Genomic DNA, 22,116 nt, shown 5'->3' with positions numbered 1-22,116 from the left:
GACATGGTTGAACTCGCTCTTCCCAAGAACTCCCAGATGCGCGAAGGCAAGGTGTGGCCGAAGCCGGCTGGCGCCAAGAATACCCGCGAATTCCGCGTCTACCGTTGGAGCCCCGACGATGGCCAGAACCCGTCGATCGACACCTTCTATATCGATGTCGATAATTGCGGCCCGATGGTGCTCGACGGTCTCCTCTACATCAAGAACAACATCGATCCGACGCTGACGCTGCGCCGTTCCTGTCGCGAGGGCATCTGCGGTTCCTGTGCGATGAACATCGACGGCACCAATACGCTTGCTTGCACGAAGGGCCTGGACGAGATCAAAGGCTCGGTGAAGATCTATCCGCTGCCCCACCTACCTGTCGTCAAGGATCTGGTCCCTGATCTCACCAACTTCTATGCCCAGCATCGCTCGATCGAGCCGTGGCTGAAGACGGTTTCGCCGACGCCCGCCAAGGAATGGAAGCAGAGCCACGAAGATCGCCAGAAGCTCGATGGCCTCTACGAGTGCATCCTCTGCGCCTGCTGCTCGACCTCCTGTCCAAGCTACTGGTGGAACGGCGACCGCTATCTCGGTCCGGCCGTTCTCTTGCAGGCCTACCGCTGGTTGATCGATTCCCGCGACGAGGCAACCGGCGAACGTCTCGATAATCTGGAAGATCCTTTCCGCCTCTACCGCTGCCACACGATCATGAACTGTGCGCAGACTTGCCCGAAGGGTCTGAACCCGGCGAAGGCGATCGCCGAAATCAAGAAGATGATGGTCGAGCGTCGCGTTTGATCCATCCAGCAAAGGGCCGCAGATGCGGCCCTTTTCTTTATCCGGTCACGAAGCCTTGATTTGCCCGGGATTGCGCCAAATTTGTCTCGGGGTTACGGCGATGCTCCCACATCGACACAATTTCTCCTCGCGCTGGCTTGATTCAACACAGCCTTTCAAGATAATTCCGCCGTGATTGCGCGGCAACTTCAGGACAATACTGGAAAGATCAGGAGTATCATGATGCAGTTCAGACATATGGCGACAGGTTTCGTGGTTATTCTGTCGTTAGCTGGCTGCCAGCGCACCGCATATAATGACGCAAGCTATTCTGCCCCCGCGCCGCTGACGGCTCAGCCCGTTCCCTCGGTTCAGGGCGGGCAGCTTCCTCCGCCTTCCGGCTCCGCCCAGTTCCCAGCCGCGCCGACGACCTCGGCACCTGTCGCTGGTGGTCAGCCGGGTGCGATGGCTGCGAATGCAATGGACGTCACCAAGGAATCGATGGTCGGCAGCTGGCGCGTCAACGGCTCCTGCGACATGTTCCTGACGCTTACCAATCTCGGCAGCGGCTCGCGCGGCGGTACGCGCGGTTGCGTCGGCGAGTTGACAGCGATGGGTTCCTGGGAAGTCTCCGGCAAGCAGGTCCTCCTCAAGGACCGCAGCGGCAACCAGATCGGCAGCGTCTATAAGACCGCCGACAATGCCTTCAGCGGCCAGACCAATACCGGACAGCCGATCAGCCTCAGCCGTTAAAAGATTGGGCGGCGAAGGCCGCCGATCCTGCATAGGCGGACCTCCTTTATGCAACCCATGCCAGACTACACCCTGAGCGTCAGCGAACAATTGAAGTCGCTGACGGCTTCGGGTGCGCTTCAAATCGATTCAGCCCAGATGCACGTGGCGAAATGCCTGGATCGGGTGCTGTCGGGGCTGAAACAGCGGCGGCCGGCGGCGAAGGCGAGTGCTCTGGGCTGGTTGTTTGCCAACAAGAAGAAGCCGTCGGAAACGGTCAAGGGGCTCTACATTCACGGCAGCGTCGGCCGCGGCAAAACCATGCTGATGGATATGTTCTTCGCGATGGCACCATGCGCGAAGAAGCGGCGCGCGCATTTTCATGAGTTCATGACCGATGTGCACAATCGCATCGCAGCGCACCGGCTAAAGCTCAAGCAGGGCGAGACCAAGCAGGCCGACCCCATCCCGGTCGTCGCGGCAGCTCTCTATGATGAGGCCGAACTGCTTTGCTTCGACGAGTTCACGGTGACGGACATTGCTGACGCGATGATCCTATCGCGGCTTTTTTCCGAACTCTTCCGGCGCGGGTGCCTGCTGGTCGCGACCTCGAATGTCGAGCCCGATAACCTATACAAGGACGGCCTCAATCGAAGCCTGTTCCTGCCCTTCGTCGATCTCCTGAAGCAGAATGTCGAAATCGTGACGTTGGACTCTCCGACCGACTACCGGATGGAGAAACTCGATAGCCAGCCTGTCTACCTGACACCGATCGATGACCGGACCGACATGGCGATGGATGCGTCCTGGATGCAGGCGCTTCATGGCCGCAAGGCGCAGCCCTTGGAAATTCCGATGAAGGGACGATCGATCCATGTGCCGCGGGCGGTCGATCGCCTGGCGCGCTTCACCTTTGCCGATCTTTGCGAGAAGCCGTTGGGTCCAGCGGACTTTTTGGCGGTTGCCGAACGTTTCGACGCCATCTTCGTCGATCATGTGCCGTTGCTTGGTCCGGAGAAGCGCAACCAGACGAAACGTTTCATTATCCTAATAGACACGCTTTACGATCATGCGGTGCGGCTCTATGTGTCCGCTGCAGCGATGCCTGAAAATTTGTTGACACAAGCGCGTGGTACCGAGGGCTTCGAATTTGATCGTACCGTCTCGCGCCTTTTCGAGATGCGCAGTGCCGAGTATCTCGCATTGCACCACGAGCGGCGGGCTGCCGAGTAATTTTTAGTGACGAATTATCTTACGTTTACGTAAGAATTTTATGATCTAAACGATTGAAATTCCTCGCTCAAAAATAATCGTTTGCCATTTTTTGGCTTTGGGTCTATGCGATTGCGGCATTGGGCGATGCCCCCTCCGCGCGTCGCCTGACGAATTTTGATCGCAAAGGAAACAGCGAAATGGCGCGTAACAAGATCGCACTCATTGGTTCTGGCATGATTGGTGGCACGCTGGCACATCTCGCCGGCCTGAAGGAACTGGGTGACATCGTTCTCTTCGATATCGCCGATGGCATTCCTCAGGGTAAGGGCCTCGACATCGCGCAGTCCTCGCCGGTTGAAGGCTTCGACGCCAACCTCACCGGCGCCAGCGATTACTCTGCGATCGAAGGTGCCGACGTCTGCATCGTCACCGCCGGTGTTGCTCGCAAGCCGGGCATGAGCCGCGACGACCTTCTCGGTATCAACCTCAAGGTCATGGAACAGGTCGGCGCCGGCATCAAGAAGTATGCCCCGAACGCCTTCGTAATCTGCATCACCAACCCGCTCGACGCCATGGTCTGGGCGCTGCAGAAGTTCTCTGGCCTTCCGGCCAACAAGGTCGTCGGCATGGCCGGCGTTCTCGATAGCTCGCGCTTCCGCTTGTTCCTCTCCAGGGAATTCAACGTTTCAGTACAAGACGTCACCGCATTCGTTCTCGGTGGCCACGGCGACACGATGGTGCCGCTCGCACGTTACTCGACCGTTGCCGGCATCCCGCTCACAGACCTCGTCACCATGGGTTGGGTCACCAAGGAGCGCCTCGAAGAAATCATCCAGCGCACCCGTGATGGCGGAGCTGAAATCGTCGGCCTGCTGAAGACCGGCTCTGCCTACTACGCGCCGGCCGCTTCGGCGATCGAGATGGCTGAATCCTACCTCAAGGACAAGAAGCGCGTCCTGCCTTGCGCAGCGCAGCTGACCGGCCAGTACGGCGTCAAGGACATGTATGTCGGTGTGCCCACCGTCATCGGTGCCGGTGGCGTCGAGCGCATCATCGAGATCGATCTCAATAAGGCTGAGAAGGAAGCGTTCGACAAGTCCGTCGGTGCTGTCGCCGGCCTGTGCGAAGCCTGCATCAACATCGCGCCTGCGCTGAAGTAATCAGTTGCGCGCCGACGCAATCCAAACAGGAACAAATCCATGAACATTCATGAATACCAGGCCAAGGCTCTCTTGAAGGGCTATGGCGCTCCGGTCGCCAAGGGCGTGCCGATCCTCAAGGTCGAGGAGGCCGAAGCTGCCGCCAAGTCGCTGCCGGGTCCGCTCTATGTCGTCAAGAGCCAGATTCACGCCGGTGGCCGCGGCAAGGGCAAGTTCAAGGAACTCGGCCCCGACGCCAAGGGCGGTGTTCGCCTCGCCAAGTCGATCGACGAAGTCGTCGCTCACGCCAAGGAGATGCTCGGAAACACGCTGGTCACGGCGCAGACGGGCGAAGCCGGCAAACAGGTCAACCGCCTCTATATCGAAGACGGCGCCGACATCGAGCGTGAACTCTACTGCTCGCTGCTCGTTGATCGCTCGGTTGGCCGCGTTGCCTTCGTCGTATCGACGGAAGGTGGCATGGACATCGAAGCTGTCGCCCACGACACGCCTGAGAAGATCCATACGATCGCCATCGATCCGGAGGCTGGTGTCACGGCTGCCAACGTTGCCGCGATCTCCAAGGCTCTCGAACTGACCGGCGCTGCCGCCGAAGATGCCAAGTCGCTATTCCCAGCGCTCTACAAGGCGTTCGGCGAAAAGGACATGGCGCTCCTCGAAGTCAACCCGCTGATCGTCATGAAGGACGGCCACCTGCGCGTCCTCGACGCCAAGATGTCCTTCGACGGCAATGCGCTATTCCGCCATGACGACGTCAAGGCGCTGCGCGACGAGACCGAGGAAGACGCCAAGGAAATCGAGGCCTCGAAGTGGGATCTCGCCTACGTCGCTCTCGACGGCAACATCGGCTGCATGGTCAACGGTGCCGGTCTCGCCATGGCGACGATGGACATCATCAAGCTCTACGGCAAGGAGCCGGCAAACTTCTGTGACGTCGGCGGTGGCGCTGGCAAGGAGAAGGTCGCGGCGGCTTTCAAGATCATCACCGCAGACCCGAAGGTCGAGGGCATCCTCGTCAACATCTTCGGCGGCATCATGCGTTGCGACGTCATCGCTGAAGGCGTTGTCGCAGCTGTGCAGGAAGTCGGCCTGAAGGTTCCGCTCGTCGTTCGCCTCGAAGGCACCAATGTCGAGCTCGGCAAGAAGATCCTCAACGAGTCCGGTCTGGCGATCACCGCTGCCGACGATCTTGACGACGCGGCGAAGAAGATCGTCGCGGCGATCAAAGCCTAATCTGGAAGGACCGGAAAGAATGTCTATCCTCGTCAACAAAGACACGAAGGTCCTCGTTCAGGGCCTGACCGGCAAGACCGGCACCTTCCACACCGAACAGGCGCTCGCTTATTACGGCACCAAGATGGTCGGCGGTATTCACCCGAAGAAGGGCGGAGAATCGTGGTCCTCAGGCGTCGACGGCACTTCCCTGCCGATCTTCGCGACCGTTGCCGAAGCCAAGGAACGGACCGGCGCCGACGCGACCGTGATCTACGTCCCGCCGGCAGGCGCTGCGGACGCGATCATCGAGGCGATCGAAGCCGAGATCCCGTTCATCACCTGCATCACCGAGGGCATCCCGGTCATGGACATGGTGCGGGTGAAGGCCAAGCTCGACAAGTCGAAGTCGCGCCTGCTCGGGCCGAACTGCCCGGGCATCCTGACGCCGGAAGAGTGCAAGATCGGCATCATGCCGGGCTCGATCTTCCGCAAGGGTTCGGTCGGTATCGTTTCGCGCTCCGGCACGCTGACCTATGAAGCCGTGTTCCAGACCTCGAACGAAGGCCTCGGCCAGACGACGGCTGTCGGCATCGGCGGCGACCCGGTGAAGGGCACCGAGTTCATCGACGTGCTGGAAATGTTCCTGGCCGACGACGCCACGACCTCGATCATCATGATCGGCGAAATCGGCGGCTCGGCTGAAGAAGACGCAGCACAGTTCCTGATCGACGAAGCCAAGAAGGGCCGCAAGAAGCCGATGGCCGGCTTCATCGCGGGCCGTACCGCGCCGAAGGGCCGTACGATGGGTCACGCCGGTGCCGTCGTGTCCGGTGGCAAGGGTGACGCGGAATCGAAGATCGCGGCCATGGAATCGGCTGGCATTCGCGTTTCGCCGTCACCAGCTCGCCTCGGCAAGACGCTGGTTGAAGTCCTCAAGGGCTGATCCGATCTATATCCCGGGCAGCCTTAGCGTCTGCCCGGGCCTCGACTTCGAATGAAATGAGCCGCGGGCAGGCGGCTAACGACAGATGCGGCAAGCCGGTCGAGTATCCGGCGGAATCACAAGTCAGGAGGCGGACGAAAGCGTCCGCGTGTAACCATGGCACGGCAAGAAGCCAACGAGCAGTTTCAGATCACCTCGTTCCTGGATGGCGCCAATGCTGCCTATATCGAGCAGCTCTATGCGCGCTATGAAGAAGACCCGAGCTCGGTCAACGAGGAATGGCAGTCCTTTTTCAAGGCACTGGAAGACAATCCGGAAGATGTGAAGAAGGCGGCCAAGGGTGCATCCTGGCGCAGGACGAACTGGCCCCTGCAGCCGAAGAGCGACCTTGTTTCGGCACTCGATGGCGACTGGGGTACAGTCGAAAAGATCATCGAGACCAAGGTCAAGGGCAAGGCGGAAGCCGCTGGCAAGCCGACCGATGGTGCCGACATCCTGCAGGCCACGCGCGATTCCGTCCGCGCCATCATGATGATCCGCGCTTATCGCATGCGCGGTCACCTGCATGCCAAGCTCGATCCGCTGGGGATCGCGGCACCGGTCGAAGACTACAAGGAACTGTCGCCAGAAGCCTACGGCTTCACCCAGGCTGACTATTCCCGCAAGATCTTCATCGACAACGTTCTCGGCCTCGAATACGCGACCCTGCCGGAGATGATCGAGATCCTCGAGCGCACCTACTGCTCGACCCTCGGCGTCGAATTCATGCACATCTCGAATCCGGAAGAGAAGGCCTGGATCCAGGAGCGCATCGAAGGTCCGGATAAGGGCGTCGCTTTCACCCCGGAAGGCAAGAAGGCGATCCTTGCCAAGCTGGTCGAAGCCGAAGGCTACGAGCAGTTCCTCGACGTGAAGTTCAAGGGCACCAAGCGTTTCGGTCTCGACGGCGGTGAATCGCTGATCCCGGCGCTGGAGCAGATCCTGAAGCGCGGTGGCCACCTCGGTCTGCGTGAAGCCGTGTTCGGTATGGCGCATCGCGGTCGTCTGAACGTGCTTTCGCAAGTCATGGGCAAGCCGCACCGTGCCATTTTCCACGAGTTCAAGGGCGGTTCCTACGCGCCTGACGAAGTCGAAGGTTCGGGCGACGTCAAGTACCATCTCGGCGCCTCCTCGGACCGCGAGTTCGACGGCAACAAGGTTCACGTCTCGCTGACGGCCAACCCGTCGCATCTTGAAATCGTCGACCCCGTCGTGATGGGCAAGGCCCGCGCCAAGCAGGATATGGGCGCCACCGTCTGGGACGGTGACACCATTCCGTTGTCCGAGCGTGCCAAGGTTCTGCCGCTGCTGATCCACGGCGACGCGGCGTTTGCCGGCCAGGGTGTGATTGCCGAAATCCTTGGCCTGTCGGGTTTGCGCGGTCACCGCGTTGCCGGCACGATGCACGTCATCATCAACAACCAGATCGGCTTCACCACGAACCCGGCCTTCTCGCGTTCTTCGCCTTATCCGTCCGACGTTGCCAAGATGATCGAAGCGCCGATCTTCCACGTCAATGGCGACGATCCGGAAGCGGTTGTCTATGCCGCCAAGATCGCCATGGAATTTCGCATGAAGTTCCACAAGCCCGTCGTCATCGACATGTTCTGCTACCGCCGCTACGGCCACAACGAAGGCGACGAGCCGTCCTTCACGCAGCCGAAGATGTACAAGGTCATCCGCGCCCACAAGACGGTTCTGCAGGTCTATGCCGATCGTCTCGTTGCCGAAGGCCTGCTGACAGACGGCGAAGTCGAAAAGATGAAGGCCGACTGGCGCGCGCACCTCGAGCAGGAGTTCGACGCCGGCCAGAGCTACAAGCCGAACAAGGCCGACTGGCTGGACGGCGAGTGGTCGGGCCTGCGCACGGCTGATAACGCCGACGAACAGCGCCGCGGCAAGACCGCCGTTCCGATGAAGTCACTCAAGGATATCGGCCGCAAGCTTTCGGAAATTCCGGAAGGCTTCCATGCGCACCGCACGATCCAGCGCTTCATGGAAAACCGCGCCAACATGATCCAGACGGGCGAGAACCTCGACTGGGCGATGGCGGAAGCACTTGCTTTCGGTTCGCTAGTTGTCGAAGGCCACAAGATCCGCCTCTCCGGTCAGGATTGTGAACGCGGCACCTTCTCGCAGCGTCATTCGGTTCTCTACGATCAGGAAACAGAAGAGCGCTACATTCCGCTTGCCAACCTGTCGTCCAACCAGGCCCGTTACGAAGTCATCAACTCGATGCTTTCGGAAGAAGCCGTCCTCGGCTTCGAGTACGGCTATTCGTTGGCTCGACCGAACGCGTTGACGCTCTGGGAAGCCCAGTTCGGCGACTTCGCCAACGGTGCACAGGTCGTCTTCGACCAGTTCGTCTCGTCGGGCGAACGCAAGTGGCTGCGCATGTCCGGCCTCGTCTGCCTGCTGCCGCATGGCTACGAAGGCCAGGGTCCGGAGCACTCCTCGGCTCGCCTCGAACGCTTCCTGCAGCTCTGCGCCGAAGACAACATGCAGGTCGCCAACGTCACGACGCCTGCGAACTACTTCCACATCCTGCGCCGGCAGCTGAAGCGCGACTTCCGCAAGCCGCTCGTCCTGATGACGCCGAAGTCGCTTCTGCGTCACAAGCGGGCTGTGTCGACCCTCGCGGAACTGGCCGGCGAGTCCTCCTTCCATCGCCTGCTCTGGGACGATGCGGAGGTCATCAAGGACGGCCCGATCAAGCTGCAGAAGGACGCGAAGATCCGTCGTGTGGTCATGTGCACCGGCAAGGTCTATTACGACCTTCTGGAAGAGCGCGAAAAGCGCGGCATCGACGATGTCTACCTGCTGCGCGTCGAACAGCTCTATCCATTCCCGGCAAAGGCACTCATCAACGAGCTTTCCCGCTTCCGGAACGCAGAGATGGTCTGGTGCCAGGAAGAGCCGAAGAACATGGGCGCATGGTCGTTCATCGACCCGTATCTGGAGTGGGTGCTCGCCCATATCGATGCGAAGTACCAGCGCGTCCGCTACACCGGTCGTCCGGCCGCCGCTTCGCCGGCAACGGGTCTGATGTCCAAGCATCTGTCGCAGCTCGCCGCATTCCTCGAGGATGCGTTGGGCGGCTAAGGGATCGGGGCGATGGCATATTTCTTTCTGAGACTTGCGCCGCCTCGCCCCCGTTTCCCGCACGATGCGACCGGGGAGGAAATGGCCGCGATGAAGCGTCATGTCGCCTACTGGCACCAGAACGCAGAAGAGGGATCGGCGATCACCGTCGGTCCCGTCTTCGAAGGCGAGGGGGCCTGGGGCATGGCAGTCGTCTCGGTGGAGGATCAGAAGGCGGCGCAGGCGCTCGCCGACGCCGATCCGATCATCCTTTCCGGTTACGGTTTTCGCTTCGACATATTGCCGATGCCCTCGATCATTCTCCGGCCATCTGCTGCCGGAAACGAATAAACGAACACAAGCAAATCAGGATTTGAACAATGGCCACAGAAATCCGCGTTCCAACTCTCGGTGAATCCGTCAGCGAGGCAACCGTCGGTACCTGGTTCAAGAAGGTCGGCGATGCCATCAAGGCCGACGAGCCGATTCTCGAGCTTGAGACCGACAAGGTGACCATCGAAGTACCGGCTCCGGCTTCGGGCACGCTGTCCGAGATCGTTGCCCAGGCTGGCGAGACCGTCGGTCTCGGCGCGCTGCTCGGTCAGATCGCCGCGGGCGCCGGTGCTACCGCTGCCCCGGCTGCTGCTGCCCCCGCCGCAGGTCCGGCAAAGGTAGCCGAACCTGCTGTTGCAGCCGCCGCTGCTCCGGCAGCTGCCGCTTCCGCGATGCCGCCGGCACCGGCTGCCGCCAAGATGCTCGCAGAAAACAACCTGTCGGCCGATCAGGTCGATGGATCAGGCAAGCGCGGCCAGGTTCTGAAGGGCGACGTGATCGCCGCTGTTGCCAAGGGCATCTCCGCTCCTGCAGCAGCTGCAGCACCCGCCGTTCCGGCTGCTGCTCGTGGCCCGTCGACGGTCGAGGATGCGGCACGCGAAGAGCGCGTGAAGATGACGCGCCTGCGCCAGACGATCGCCAAGCGCCTCAAGGACGCTCAGAACACCGCCGCCATGCTGACCACCTACAACGAGGTGGACATGAAGGCCGTCATGGACCTGCGCGCCAAGTACAAGGACGTCTTCGAAAAGAAGCATGGCGTGAAGCTCGGCTTCATGGGCTTCTTCACCAAGGCGATTACCCACGCGCTGAAGGAACTGCCGGCTGTCAACGCCGAGATCGACGGCACCGACATCATCTACAAGAACTTCTGCCACATCGGCATGGCCGTCGGCACGGACAAGGGCCTCGTCGTCCCCGTCATCCGCGACGCCGACCAGATGTCGATCGCCGAGGTCGAAAAGGAACTGGCGCGCCTCGCCAAGGCTGCCCGCGACGGCTCGCTGTCGATGGCCGACATGCAGGGCGGCACCTTCACGATCACCAATGGTGGTGTCTACGGCTCGCTGATGTCCTCGCCGATCCTGAACGCCCCGCAGTCAGGCATCCTCGGCATGCACAAGATCCAGGACCGCCCGGTTGTCGTCGGCGGCCAGATCGTCATCCGTCCGATGATGTACCTCGCGCTCTCCTACGACCACCGCATCGTCGATGGCAAGGAAGCCGTGACCTTCCTCGTCCGCGTCAAGGAAAGCCTGGAAGATCCGGAGCGTCTGGTTCTCGATCTCTAAGCATTCGACTGGGCCGCGTGAGCGGCCCTTTCCACCTCGGCGGGGCGCGCAATGTCGCTGGCAATCTCCACAGGGCGTATGATCAAGAGGCCTCCCTTTGCCAAGGGTGGGGTCGGGGCGTTGCTCGCATTCTTGCTAGCACTACCAGGAATCGCCATGGCCGCACCCGACTGCCGGCAGGCGAGTGCGGTCTACGCAGATCGGGACGGAGCTTACGAGTTGCGCTTTACGCCGATCAATTCTGAGGCGGCTGCTGCCAACAACCGGTTTACGCTGAAAGTCTTGAAAACCTCGATCGAACTCGACGGCTATGTGATGCCGTCCGACGACCCTGAACGCGCTGTCGGTATTCTCATGTTCAAGTGCCCAGGCGGCGATGTGACCGGCGCGGACCTGGACGCCTGCACCATCTGGCGAGGCACGGTCTATAGCGCTAACACCAGGGGCGAGATCGATAATTTGCAGCCTGAAGCGGCGGCTGCCGCCGACAGCATCCTGTTACCTGGCCTTGGTCGGGCGATCCGCCAATCGCAGATATGGGGCAATGGCAAGGCGACGGTTGCGCCGTGGGATGTCCTGGCATTCAAGGAGTGCGCGAAATGACACAACGACCCGTCCTTCTCGTTACCGGCGGCAGCCGAGGCATCGGTGCGGCTGTCTGCCGCCTCGCTGCCCGCCAGGGCTGGGACGTTGCCGTGAACTACGCCGCGAACCGCGCTGCCGCCGACGCTATCGTCTCTGAGGTTGAGGCAGAAGGTGGCGATGCCATCGCGATCAAGGGGGATGTCGGCAGCGCGCAGGATATCATTTCGATGTTCCAGACTGTCGACAAGCACTTCGGGCGGCTGGATGGACTGGTCAACAATGCCGGCATCGTCGATGCCCAGCAGCGCGTCGACGAGATGAGCGTCGAGCGGCTTGAGCGGATGATGCGCGTCAACGTCACCGGCTCGATTCTCTGTGCGGCCGAGGCCGTTCGCCGCATGTCGTCGAGGCATGGCGGCAAGGGCGGGGCGATCGTCAACATCTCGTCAATGGCGGCCGTTCTGGGCTCGGCCTCGCAATATGTCGACTACGCCGCCTCGAAGGCCGCGATCGATACGTTCACCATCGGCCTGTCGCGAGAAGTGGCAAACGAGGGCGTGCGCGTGAACGCCATCCGCCCCGGCGTCATCGATACCGACATTCACGCATCCGGCGGCCTGCCGAACCGCGCACGTGACCTGGCGCCAAGCATTCCGATGCAGAGGCCCGGCACGGCAGAGGAGATCGCCGACGCTGTCCTCTACCTTCTCTCGCCGACGGCTTCCTATATAACGGGCGCCATACTCAACGTCAGCGGCGGCCGTTAGGGCGCGGAGACCATATCGCCATGCAATATTTCTTTGAGTTTCTCGGCCTGATGGCCGTCTTTTCGATCTTCATCGTCGTGCCGGGCGCCGACTTCGCCGTCATCCTGCGCCAGAGCATCGTGCATGGCCGTCGTGCCGCCATGATGACCGGCCTTGGCATGGGCTTCTCGCTGCTCTTTCACATCAGCTACACGATCCTCGGCCTCGGCCTGATCGTCTCCAAATCGCTGATGCTATTTGCCATGATCAAATGGGCGGGCGTCGCCTATCTCGTCTATCTCGGCATCAAGTCCTTTCGCGAGCCGGGCTTCAAGGTGAATGAGATCGAGGTGACGGAGGAAGACCGCAAGCCGATCTCGGCGCTCAAGTGCCTGGGGATGGGCTTCATCACCAACGCGCTCAATCCGAAGCTGGTCCTGTTTTTCCTGTCGCTGTTCTCGACGCTGGTGCATCACGATACCCCTGCACTGATCCAGTTCAGCTACGGCATCGGCATGGCCACCGCGCTCGTCGCCTGGTTCGTCGGCGTCTCCACCTTCTTCACCGTAAAGCCCATTCGCGACCGCTTCATCGCAAGCGGCAAATGGTTTAACCGCATCACCGGCGCCGCTCTGGTCGGCTTCGGTTTCCGCCTCGCGCTCGCCCGCGCGGCTGACTAAGCAAATAACGAAAAGGAAAAGAAACAATGTCCTACGATGTGATCGTTATCGGAACCGGCCCCGGCGGCTATGTCTCTGCCATCAAGGCAGCCCAGCTCGGCCTCAAGGTCGCTGTCGTCGAAAAGCGCGCAACCTTTGGGGGCACCTGCCTGAACGTTGGCTGCATCCCGTCCAAGGCGCTGCTGCATGCTTCCGAAATGTTCCATCAGGCTGGCCACGGCATGGATGCGCTCGGCATCGAGGTCGCCGCTCCGAAGCTGAACCTTGAAAAGATGCTGGCGCACAAGGATGCGACGGTGAAGGCCAACGTCGACGGCGTTGCCTTCCTCTTCAAGAAGAACAAGATCGATGCTTTCCAGGGGACCGGCAAGATCGTGTCGGCTGGCAAGGTTTCCGTGACCGCCGAAGACGGCAAGGTCCAGGAAATCGAAGGCAAGAACATCGTCATCGCGACTGGCTCCGACGTCGCCGGCATTCCGGGCGTGAAGGTCGATATCGACGAGAAGGTGATTATTTCCTCGACGGGCGCGATCGCTCTCGAGAAGGTGCCGGAAACGATGATAGTCGTCGGTGGTGGCGTCATCGGCCTCGAGCTCGGTTCCGTCTGGTCGCGCCTCGGCGCCAAGGTCACCGTCGTCGAATATCTCGACACCATCCTCGGCGGCATGGACGGCGAAGTTTCAAAGCAATTCCAGCGGATGCTCGCCAAACAGGGCGTCACCATCAACCTGAGTTCCAAGGTCACCGGCGTCGAAAAGGGCGGCAAGGGTGCCAAGGTGACCTTCGAGCCTGTCAAGGGCGGCGATGCGCAGACGCTGGAAGCCGAGGTCGTTCTGATCGCGACCGGCCGTACGCCCTACACGGCCGGCCTTGGTCTGGAAGAAGCGGGCGTCAAGCTCGACAATCGTGGTCGCGTCGAGATCGACGGCCACTTCCGCACCAACGTTGCCGGCATCTACGCAATCGGCGACGTCGTGAAGGGACCTATGCTCGCCCACAAGGCGGAAGACGAAGGCGTGGCACTCGCAGAAATTCTCGCCGGCCAGCATGGGCATGTGAACTACGACGTCATCCCGAGCGTCGTCTACACGCAGCCGGAAGTCGCTTCCGTCGGCAAGACCGAGGAAGAGCTGAAGGCTGCTGGCGTTGCCTACAAGGTCGGCAAGTTCCCGTTCACGGCCAATGGCCGCGCCCGCGCCATGCTGGCGACCGACGGCTTCGTTAAGATCCTCTCCGAGAAGGAAACCGATCGCGTTCTCGGCGGCCATATCGTCGGCTTCGGCGCCGGCGAAATGATCCACGAGATCGCCGTTCTGATGGAATTCGGTGGTTCTGCGGAAGATCTCGGCCGCACCTGCCACGCGCACCCGACGATGTCGGAAGCGGTCAAGGAAGCGGCTCTCGCCGCCTTCTTCAAGCCGATCCATATGTAATATTAAATTTCGGCAATGTGCGAACGGCTGCTTGTCTCCCGACAGGCGGCCGCTTTACTTTTGAACGATTCTAAATTGTTCGAAAGGAGAGCCGATGCAAGCCGCACCTGTCGATGCATACAGCTTGCCGCAACGCCTTCTTCACTGGGGTATGGCGCTACTCATCTTCTTTAACCTGCTATTTCCCGACGGCATGAACGAATGGCATCGGGCCATGCGTCGCACCGGCATTGCCACTGCCGAACAGGTCACGGCTGCAAACATTCATGCCTATGTCGGCATTGCCATTCTGGTGCTTGCGATCATGCGGGTTTGCCTGCGTTTTTCCCAGGGTGCGCCGATCGAAATCGCGGACGAGCCCGCGATATTCCGCCTCGCCTCAAAGGTTGTGCATTTCGGTCTCTATGCATTCATCTTCGGGATGCCGCTGACCGGAATTGCTGCCTATTATTTTGGAATGGACGCAGTCGGATCGCTTCACGCTGAAGTGCTGAAGGTTATCCTCTGGGCGTTTATCGCGGCGCATGTTGCCGGCGCGCTCGTTCACCAGTTCTATTGGAAGACGAATGTTCTCAGGCGCATGACCGCTGGACGCTAGGCCTGTAAGGCTCTAGTTGACGGCGGTGACGGTGAAGCCCTGCTTACGCAACAGTTCGATGACGCCACCGTCGCCTGGGAGATGCAGGGCGCCGACAGCCATGAAAACGTTGCCCTTGGCGAGGATCGGCGCAGCGCGCTCGGCCATCACCTTGTTGCGGTCAAGGATGATGCGCTGCTCGAAGGCGGCATAGTCGCTGTCTTCGTCCTCGCCGCCGGGTGAAACGGTCTTCAGCATCGGGATCGTCATGCCGATATCGCCGGAAAGATAGAGATCGGTCATCGTCTCGACGACATCGTTCATCTTGGAGCCGAGCGCCAGCGTCTCGATCAGCGATTTCAGGTGGAACTCGGTGGGCAACTCAGCCATCGCCTGCAGCTGTTCGGCCAGCGTTTCGAGACCTTTGACCTGCTTGCCCGAGGCGACGGCATCCGTCGCGATCTTCTGGTCGAGGAATTGAACGCCTTTCGCCTTGCGAGCCATTTCGCAGCCGGGAAGCGCAACCACGCTCGAGATCATCCAAGGGCGCATGCGAGAGACCGCTGCAAGCGGGATGCCGCGCAGCTTCAGGCCGGATTCCAGCCGCGTATAATCGTCGCGGGAAAGAAGCTTCTCGATCGTCGTGCCGTCGGTGAACATCGTCAGTTCCGGCCGCATCAGCAGCGCAGCCGACGCCTTCTTTTCGTCGAGGATCTCATCGGATTCGATGATGATAGTATCGGCAGCATCATGGGCAGCCTGCGCGCGCGGCGGCAGATTCAGCACGCGAGGATCGGTCACATGCATACTGCCGAGCAGCCAGGACGGGGCGATCCCTTCCTTTTCGATCTTCCAGAAAATGCCCTTGCCGTTCGGCACGGCATCCGCCTCTTTCATCACTTCGGCGTATCGGGCGGGGTCGCTCTGTTTGAGATCGGTCAGGATATTGTGGCCGGTACAGGCATCGTCGCTAGCGGCTGCCGCCGGGGACACAGAAAACAGCACGGCGATCAAGGTCGCCGCAAGCAGCATGTGAAACGCGGCGATCAGCCAGAGAAGGACATTGCCCGGCGATGGGATGTCGAGGCTGCGGTCGCCGATGGAGATCGTCATGATGGTGTTCCGGTCACTATGATCGCTAAGCCTACGCCCAGCGTGCGGATATTCCTTTAAGAGAAGCCGTTAACAAAAGATTACGCCCGAGGATGGGCACGGTCGTAAACTTCAAGCAATCGTGAGGAATCCACACCTGTATAGACTTGGGTGGTAGAAAGGCTGGCATGGCCGAGCAGTTCCTGGATGGTCCTGAGATCCCCGCCGCCGGCCAACAGGTGAGTTGCAAAGGAATGGCGCAGCGCATGCGGTGTCGCCGTTTCCGGAAGGCCGAAGGCGCTGCGCATCTTCTGCATGGTGCGCTGAATGATCGCAGCTTGCAGCTTGCCGCCGCGCGCGCCGCGAAAAAGAGGTTCTGCGCCTTCGAGATGATAGGGGCACAACGACCGGTATTTCTCGACGGCGTCGACGACCACGGTCAGCAGAGGCACAAGACGGGTTTTGTTGCCTTTGCCGGTGATGCGCAATGTAGCTGCGCCGCGATTGAAGTCGCCGGGCGTCAGGTCGAGGGCCTCGGAGATACGCAGCCCGCAGCCGTAGAGCAGAGCAAAGACGGCGGCGTCGCGGGCGGCAATCCAAGGCTCTTCATGCAACTGAGCCTCGTCGCTGACGACGGTGATGGCTTGCCGGTCGGATAAGGGTTTAGGCAGTGATTTCGGCTGTTTAGGTGAACGGACAGCGCTGACGCCAGCGGCATTCACCAGTCCCTTCTTTTCGAGGTAACGCAGCAGTGATCGCAGCCCGGCGAGATTGCGTCCCAACGAACGGGCGCCAGAGCCTTCCTTGCGTCGTGCCGCAAGAAAAGCGCGGAAGTCCGCAGGCCGCAATGCGTGGATATCTTTCAGCGTTGCGGGGCCGCCGAGGTGCCCGGTCAGAAAAGTCAGGAACTGACGCGTATCGCGTTCGTAGGCATCGAGCGTATGCTCCGACAGACGTCGCTCGCGAGCCAGGCTATCGAGCCATGTCGAGCGCTCGGCCATCAGGCTGGGGTCAGCGATGATCAGGAGTTCGTTCACGTGTTCGGCCTTGAATTTGCCAATCCTGCCGCCAATTCTGAGGGAGCGATAGTTATGGAATTCCTAATGCCGGCCAAGTGCTTGTCATGCTTCCATCATATCATTCCGCGTAACCGGTTTCCCAACGACGCAGGATCTTGAATGCCACGGCGCCAACCCACGACCGCTTTTGGACAGTTCGCGGAAGCGATCGCACTCGTCTCCCATGGCAAGCCGGGTCACATCGTCGATACGTTGATCGCCGAACGCGGGCAGCGGATCGTGAAGCATCCGCTTTGGCCGGTCATGCGGCCGTTTCTCTATACGCTGCTCCGCTACAACCGGGCGGTCAGCTTTGCCAACGATGTTGCGAACATGCCGGGCTTCCAGTGCTTCGAGTATATGAGCAACCTGCTGAAGCTCGACATCAATGTCAGGCATGGCGACCGCATTCCCGAGACCGGCGGCTTCATTCTCGTCAGCAATCATCCGACCGGCATTGCCGATGGTGTCGCCGTCTTCGACCTCCTGAAGCACAAGCGACCGGATGTGATGGTGTTTGCGAACCGCGACGCCGTGCGCGTCAATCCGCGTTTTGCCGAGGTCATTATCCCCGTCGAGTGGCGGGAGGAGTACAAAAGCAAGCTCAAGACTCGCGAAACGCTGCAGATCACCAACCATGCGGTCAGGGAAGGCAAGGCAACAGTGCTCTTTCCCTCTGGTCGCATCGCCTACTGGGCGAACGGACGGCTGAATGAGCGCCCGTGGAAGACCTCGGCGGTCGGTCTTGCCCGCAAGTACAATCTGCCGATCTTGCCGGTGCATTTGACAGCGCGGAACTCCGGCCTGTTCTACTGGTTTGCGAAGTGGTCGACCGAGCTTCGGGACATGACCGTCTTCCACGAACTCCTCAACAAGCGCGGCGACCGCTTCGATTTCGTGGTCGGTAACCTGATCCCCGTGGAATATCTCGATGGCGATATCAACGAGGTAACCAAGGCGCTGGAAGAGCACACCGTCCACGCGCTTGCCGCAGATGGCGGAGCACAATTCCTGCCGCTGGTCCCGCCCGCGGAACGGGAATTGGTCAGCGCCCATTCAATTCGCTGATTGGATAGGCTAAAGCGAGGCATGCTGCTCCGCTCGATGTTTGCACAGAATTACCGGTCCCTGCGATCGATCCGTATGGATCTTTCCGGGATTAACCTCTTCATCGGCGAGAACGGCGTCGGAAAATCCAACCTCTACCGCGCTCTCCAGCTCATCCAAGCGGCAACGCGAGGGCGCCTGGCGCATGAGATCGCCGCCGAGGGCGGGATGTTTTCGGCGCTGTGGTCCGGCCCGCGCCGGGATGCCGACGGACCGTTCCGGATTCGCCTCGAAGCCGAAGTTGTCGACGAGGAACGAGCGATCACCTTCCGTTATCGCGTCGAGGCGGGGTTGCGGCCGGCGGCGGCTGCGGCGGGATTTCCCTTTGAGCCTCAGATCAAGGCTGAAGAGTTGTCGATCGAGACGGGGACGCGGCCGGTGACGATGATGAAGCGTGCCGGCCCGGCCATTTCCGTTCGTGGACCGAATGGGCGGATGCAGGATTATCCGGAGCAGGCGCTGACATCGGAAACCGCGATCGCGCTGCTCGGTGATGCCGGCCACTATCCCGAGATCGGAACGTTCCGGCGTGCAGTCGACGGATGGCGTTTCTTTCACGGCTTCCGGACTGATCGCCTGTCACCACTGCGCTCCCCCTGTCTTGCTGTCACCGCGCCGCTGCTCGATGAGGATGCCAGCAACATTGCTGCCGTCTTCGCGACGCTGGCGCATACGCGGGAGGATACGGTCGAACTCGATCGTGCCGTCGCCGCGGCCCTTGGCGGTGCGCGGCTCGTTGTGCCTTTGCCCGAGGAAACAGCGTCGTTCGGTCTATCCTTTCCTGAGTTTCCAAACCGCGTATTCCAGCCGCGCGAATTGTCGGACGGGCAGATACGGTTCCTCGGTCTGGCCGCAGCACTGATGTCCTATCGGCTGCCGCCGCTGATTGCGCTCAACGAACCAGAGGCAAGCCTCCATCCCGACATGCTGCCCCCTCTGGCCGACATGATCGCGGAGGCCGCCCGCAGCAGCCAGATCTGGATCGTTACGCATTCCGAAGCGCTGGCGGTCGCCGTGCGCGAAAAATGCGGTGCCCGCGCCCGCCACGTGGTGCGCCAGGACGGCGCAACGTGGATCGAGGGCATGCGGCTAACGGGCGTTATCGATGACGACGAGTAAACCGGTGGCACCAGTCTTGCAGGTTTTCTTTTGGTGCCGATCCGGGCATGGTCTCGCCCGATGAGCACAGATTCGTCCGATCTCTTTGGAGCGCTGTTCGAGACGCCACCGGCAAACCGCACGGTTCCGGTGCTTGTTCCGATGCCTGCGCCGAAGCCATATTCATATGCCGTGCCGGAAGGGATGGCGGTCGAACCCGGTTCGGTCGTACAAGTGCCGCTCGGTCCACGGCAAGTGATCGGCGTCGTCTGGGACGGAGGAGAGGACGGTGTCGATCCGAAGAAGCTCAGGCCGATCAGCCATGTCTTCGATTGCCCGCCGCTGAGCAAGGAGATGCGCGAATTCATCGATTGGGTCGCGAGCTACACGTTGTCGCCACCTGGGCTCGTGGCGCGGATGGCGTTGCGCGCGCCGAACGCCTTCGAGCCGGAGCCGATGGTGGAGGGGCTACGCTTCGTTGGCGGCGCCCCGGAGCGGATGACCCCAGCGCGCGCCCGGGTACTCGATATTGCCGGCGACGGTCTGTCTTGGACCAGAAGCGGACTTGCCCACGCCGCTGGCGTGTCGACCAGCGTCGTCGACGGCCTGGTCAGCCAGGGTATTTTCGAGACGGTGTTCCTGCCGCCCCCGCCGGTGGTCGCCAGACCGGATCCGGATTTTGTGGCCGCGCGGCTCGAAGGTCCGCAGAAGGAAGCGGCGGACGAGATTCTCTCTGAAGTTCGAAAGGGCGCGTTCGCCGTTTCGCTGATCGACGGAGTTACCGGTTCGGGCAAGACCGAAGTCTATTTCGAAGCGATCGCAGAAACGCTGAAGCGCGGCAAGCAGGTGTTGATTCTCCTTCCGGAGATTGCCTTGACGGCGAGCTTTCTGGAGCGGTTCCAGGATCGCTTCGGCGCCAAGCCGGCGGAATGGCATTCCGATCTGGCGCCACGCATGCGCGAAAAGGTCTGGCGTCAGGCAGTCACGGGCGAGGTTCGCGTCGTCGCCGGCGCGCGCTCGGCGCTGTTCCTGCCGTTCGAGGACCTAGGCCTTATCATCGTCGATGAAGAACATGATCCGGCCTACAAGCAGGAAGACCGTGTCTATTACAATGCGCGCGACATGGCGGTCGTGCGTGCGCGCATTGGTGATTTCCCTGTCGTTCTCGTCTCCGCCACCCCCTCGGTCGAAAGCCAGGTCAATGGGCAGAGCGGGCGCTACAGCACCATTCACATGCCGACCCGCTTCGGCGACGCGGCGCTGCCGGATCTGCATCTCATCGACATGCGCCGTCATGCGCCCGAGCGCGGCGGCTTCCTTTCGCCAGTGTTGATTCGAGCGATCGGTAAGACGGTCGAGAAGCAGCAACAGGCTCTCCTTTTCCTGAACCGGCGGGGTTATGCGCCGCTGACGCTTTGCCGCGTTTGTGGTCACCGCTTCCAATGCCCGCAATGCTCTAGCTGGCTCGTCGAGCATCGATTCAAGAGGCAGCTGCAATGCCATCAGTGCGGTCATGCCGAGCGGACGCCGGAAGCCTGTCCCGAATGTGGCACGCTTGATCACCTCGTTGCTTGCGGGCCGGGCGTCGAGCGTATCGCCGAAGAGGTGGAACGTCATTTTCCCGAGGCACGGACGATCGTGCTCTCGTCCGACATGATGGGCGGCGTCAAGCGGTTGCGTCTTGAGCTCGAAGCCATCGCCAAGGGCGAGGCCGATATCGTCATCGGCACGCAGCTTGTCGCCAAGGGTCACAATTTCCCGCTGATGACGCTGGTCGGCATCGTCGATGCCGATCTCGGCCTCGCCAACGGCGATCCACGCGCCGCCGAGCGGACCTTCCAACTCCTGTCGCAGGTGACAGGCCGCGCCGGGCGTACCGGCCTGAAGAGCCACGGACTGCTGCAGACTTACCAGCCGCAGCATCCGGTTATGCAGGCGATCGTCTCAGGCGATCCGAGCGCCTTCTACGAACGCGAGATCGCCGAGCGGGAGCGCGCCATCCTGCCGCCGTTCGGACGGTTGGCGTCGATCATCGTCTCGGCGGAAGCGCGCCACGATGCAGAAAACCATGCTCGTGGCATCAGGAACGCGGCACCTCATGTCTCCGGTATCTCCGTCCTCGGGCCGGCGGAAGCGCCGCTCGCGCTGGTGCGCGGCCGCTATCGCTTCCGGCTCCTTGTGCACGGGCGGCGGAACTCCGACATGCAGGCATTTCTCAGGACCATGCTTGCACAGGCGCCGAAGGAGCGCGGGTCGGTACACGTGCAGCTCGATGTTGACCCTCAAAGCTTCTTGTAGATCGCTGGCTTGCGGGCTTTTGCCCGGCACGCCAATCATGCCATAAGGACGGCGAAGCAGGGGATTCGGGGTCGAATATGGACTTTTATTTTCCAACGGAGTTTGGCGAACAGCTCGCCTTTGGCGCGGCCGCATTCACGGCGCTAGTGGGCTTCGTCATCATGTTTGCGCCAGGTTACGCGATGCGGCTGTTCGGCGTCATGCCGCGCGAGGGTCGGCGTGACGGTTATGCCGAGCAACGCTCCGTCGGGGGCTTCTATCTCGGCTTCGGCCTCTCGGCCATCATGCTGGCACAGAACTGGATTTACATGGCGCTTGGCGCCGCCTTTGCCATGGCGGCGTTTGCACGCATCATTTCGCTCCTTTCAGATAAGGGGAGTACAATTCTCAACTATTTACTCCTGGTTGTGCAAATCATTCTGGCGGCGCTTCCGCTCGCCTATGTTTTCGGTTTCTTTTCCGCTTGAGTTGAGCGGATATCGCTCGCGCTGAGCTCTTCGCTGCCGGGCCTCGAGCATTTTTGCGCTAGAAATCGATGGGAAAGCAGTATTAGGGCGTTACGCGTGTTGCGAGTCCGAACATCCTATGTTAGACGGACCCCGAATTTCGGAAGAAGCAAGAGGCTTCTCTTGCGATTTCTGGGGGAAATCATAACGAATTCAAGATCATA

At 61.0% G+C, this 22,116-nt stretch carries 20 protein-coding genes; 18 read left to right on the top strand and 2 right to left on the bottom strand.

Going from position 1 to position 22,116, the window contains the following annotated elements:
- Positions 1–3 precede the first annotated feature (3 nt).
- The 14 genes from RGCCGE502_RS22950 to RGCCGE502_RS22885 all read left to right on the top strand — a co-directional run bounded on the left by RGCCGE502_RS22950 (position 4) and on the right by RGCCGE502_RS22885 (position 14,814).
- The gene (locus RGCCGE502_RS22950; RefSeq protein WP_016556589.1) at positions 4–783 is read left to right on the top strand and encodes a succinate dehydrogenase iron-sulfur subunit; all 780 of its coding nucleotides are present in this window, start codon (positions 4–6) and stop codon (positions 781–783) included.
- Positions 784–1,005: 222 nt separating this feature from the next.
- The gene (locus RGCCGE502_RS22945; protein WP_016556588.1) at positions 1,006–1,515 is read left to right on the top strand and encodes a protease inhibitor Inh/omp19 family protein; all 510 of its coding nucleotides are present in this window, start codon (positions 1,006–1,008) and stop codon (positions 1,513–1,515) included.
- A gap of 48 nt (positions 1,516–1,563) precedes the next feature.
- Entirely contained in the window at positions 1,564–2,727 is a 1,164-nt protein-coding gene (gene zapE, locus RGCCGE502_RS22940; protein WP_016556587.1) for a cell division protein ZapE, read from the top strand.
- 179 nt (positions 2,728–2,906) lie between these two features.
- Entirely contained in the window at positions 2,907–3,869 is a 963-nt protein-coding gene (gene mdh, locus RGCCGE502_RS22935; RefSeq protein ID WP_016556586.1) for a malate dehydrogenase, read from the top strand.
- Between the two features lie 39 nt (positions 3,870–3,908).
- Positions 3,909–5,102, top strand: a complete 1,194-nt coding sequence (sucC, locus tag RGCCGE502_RS22930) for an ADP-forming succinate--CoA ligase subunit beta (RefSeq protein WP_016556585.1) — start codon at positions 3,909–3,911, stop codon at positions 5,100–5,102.
- A 19-nt stretch (positions 5,103–5,121) separates the two neighbouring features.
- Entirely contained in the window at positions 5,122–6,027 is a 906-nt protein-coding gene (sucD, locus tag RGCCGE502_RS22925; protein ID WP_016556584.1) for a succinate--CoA ligase subunit alpha, read from the top strand.
- 156 nt (positions 6,028–6,183) lie between these two features.
- On the top strand, positions 6,184–9,168 hold the full coding sequence (locus tag RGCCGE502_RS22920) for a 2-oxoglutarate dehydrogenase E1 component (RefSeq protein WP_016556583.1): 2,985 nt from the start codon (positions 6,184–6,186) through the stop codon (positions 9,166–9,168).
- A 12-nt stretch (positions 9,169–9,180) separates the two neighbouring features.
- Entirely contained in the window at positions 9,181–9,498 is a 318-nt protein-coding gene (locus tag RGCCGE502_RS22915; protein WP_016556582.1) for a YciI family protein, read from the top strand.
- A 29-nt stretch (positions 9,499–9,527) separates the two neighbouring features.
- Positions 9,528–10,772: a 2-oxoglutarate dehydrogenase complex dihydrolipoyllysine-residue succinyltransferase gene (odhB, locus tag RGCCGE502_RS22910; RefSeq protein ID WP_016556581.1), complete on the top strand. Its 1,245-nt coding sequence runs from the start codon at positions 9,528–9,530 to the stop codon at positions 10,770–10,772.
- Between the two features lie 78 nt (positions 10,773–10,850).
- A complete protein-coding gene (locus RGCCGE502_RS22905; RefSeq protein WP_439332349.1) occupies positions 10,851–11,375 on the top strand; it encodes a hypothetical protein in 525 nt (174 codons plus the stop codon).
- Positions 11,372–12,124, top strand: coding sequence for an SDR family oxidoreductase (locus RGCCGE502_RS22900; RefSeq protein ID WP_016556579.1), 753 nt, complete (start codon positions 11,372–11,374; stop codon positions 12,122–12,124). The genes RGCCGE502_RS22905 and RGCCGE502_RS22900 overlap by 4 nt, the downstream gene beginning before the upstream one ends.
- Positions 12,125–12,144: 20 nt before the next feature.
- Positions 12,145–12,783: a LysE family translocator gene (locus RGCCGE502_RS22895; RefSeq protein ID WP_016556578.1), complete on the top strand. Its 639-nt coding sequence runs from the start codon at positions 12,145–12,147 to the stop codon at positions 12,781–12,783.
- A 26-nt stretch (positions 12,784–12,809) separates the two neighbouring features.
- The gene (gene lpdA / locus RGCCGE502_RS22890; RefSeq protein WP_016556577.1) at positions 12,810–14,216 is read left to right on the top strand and encodes a dihydrolipoyl dehydrogenase; all 1,407 of its coding nucleotides are present in this window, start codon (positions 12,810–12,812) and stop codon (positions 14,214–14,216) included.
- A 94-nt stretch (positions 14,217–14,310) separates the two neighbouring features.
- Entirely contained in the window at positions 14,311–14,814 is a 504-nt protein-coding gene (locus tag RGCCGE502_RS22885; RefSeq protein ID WP_016556576.1) for a cytochrome b, read from the top strand.
- 12 nt (positions 14,815–14,826) lie between these two features.
- On the opposite strand, the gene RGCCGE502_RS22880 is transcribed toward RGCCGE502_RS22885, so the two are convergent.
- Complete coding sequence (locus RGCCGE502_RS22880; protein ID WP_016556575.1) at positions 14,827–15,906, bottom strand: TraB/GumN family protein; 1,080 nt, start codon at positions 15,904–15,906, stop codon at positions 14,827–14,829.
- Between the two features lie 80 nt (positions 15,907–15,986).
- Complete coding sequence (locus RGCCGE502_RS22875) at positions 15,987–16,922, bottom strand: tyrosine recombinase XerC (protein ID WP_016556574.1); 936 nt, start codon at positions 16,920–16,922, stop codon at positions 15,987–15,989.
- Between the two features lie 141 nt (positions 16,923–17,063).
- On the opposite strand from RGCCGE502_RS22875, the gene RGCCGE502_RS22870 reads away from it, so the two are divergent.
- From RGCCGE502_RS22870 to RGCCGE502_RS22855, 4 genes are all read left to right on the top strand, one after another.
- Entirely contained in the window at positions 17,064–18,011 is a 948-nt protein-coding gene (locus tag RGCCGE502_RS22870; protein ID WP_016556573.1) for a GNAT family N-acetyltransferase, read from the top strand.
- A gap of 21 nt (positions 18,012–18,032) precedes the next feature.
- Positions 18,033–19,169 (top strand): AAA family ATPase, encoded by a 1,137-nt coding sequence (locus RGCCGE502_RS22865; RefSeq protein ID WP_016556572.1) that lies wholly within the window; start codon positions 18,033–18,035, stop codon positions 19,167–19,169.
- A gap of 60 nt (positions 19,170–19,229) precedes the next feature.
- Positions 19,230–21,446, top strand: a complete 2,217-nt coding sequence (locus RGCCGE502_RS22860) for a primosomal protein N' (protein ID WP_016556571.1) — start codon at positions 19,230–19,232, stop codon at positions 21,444–21,446.
- Positions 21,447–21,523: 77 nt separating this feature from the next.
- Complete coding sequence (locus RGCCGE502_RS22855; protein WP_016556570.1) at positions 21,524–21,913, top strand: AGROH133_08824 family phage infection protein; 390 nt, start codon at positions 21,524–21,526, stop codon at positions 21,911–21,913.
- Positions 21,914–22,116: the final 203 nt, after the last annotated feature.

Source organism: Rhizobium grahamii CCGE 502, from assembly GCF_000298315.2.
GTDB classification, from domain to species: Bacteria; Pseudomonadota; Alphaproteobacteria; order Rhizobiales; family Rhizobiaceae; genus Rhizobium; species Rhizobium grahamii.
This window is presented reverse-complemented; position numbering and strand designations above follow the sequence as displayed.